This is a genomic window from Ochrobactrum sp. S1502_03 (assembly GCF_044435015.1).
Classification (GTDB): domain Bacteria; phylum Pseudomonadota; class Alphaproteobacteria; order Rhizobiales; family Rhizobiaceae; genus Brucella; species Brucella chromiisoli.
Map to the genome: position 1 here is coordinate 1 of NZ_JAYEXN010000102.1, position 616 is coordinate 616.

A 616-nucleotide genomic window follows, 5' to 3' on the forward strand; every position below is an offset into this window, starting at 1 on the left:
ATACCGGCACCGCCTGCACCGGCAGACAATAAATCGGCACGCTGAATTATCGTGTTATTGCTGCCATACACATGCAATCCAAGACCAAGGGTCGCGGTATTATAAGCATTCTGAACATAGGCCGTGCCTTCAGCATTACGGCCAAAGAACGGATTGTCATTTATAAAGGTCTGATTGTCACCATAGACAGAGTAACCAAAGAAATTGCGTCGGTCGATCTTGTAACCAAGATCCTGCAATATCGCCAGTTCTGCTTCCATGAAGGTCGTATAGTTGCGATAAGCCTGATGGCTCATCAGGCTGTTTTTAAGCTCAATATGCGCGAGAAACGGCGTATCTGGCCTGCCCGGATCCCGATCACCGGACATGCTTAAAGGAACACCCGCCATTCCTCCGGCAAGCACCTCATCGACATGCTCGCCACCAAAATATGCTTTATTTTCGCGCACATCGAATATGTCTTCCGGAGACAGAGGATCACCCTCATCATCGGTATCTACATTTGCACAAAATGAGCACCAGACGATCTGATCGGGAGCGAGTTTCTGTCCGTTGTCATCATAAAGATGACTGGTCCACGCATTTGGGTTTTCACCGGTTAAAACAACAGGCCAGC

General features: G+C 48.5%; 1 pseudogene. It reads right to left on the reverse strand.

Annotated features, from left to right (window positions below):
- A pseudogene (locus tag VBH83_RS19380) lies at positions 1-616 on the reverse strand (hypothetical protein); the annotation flags it as partial.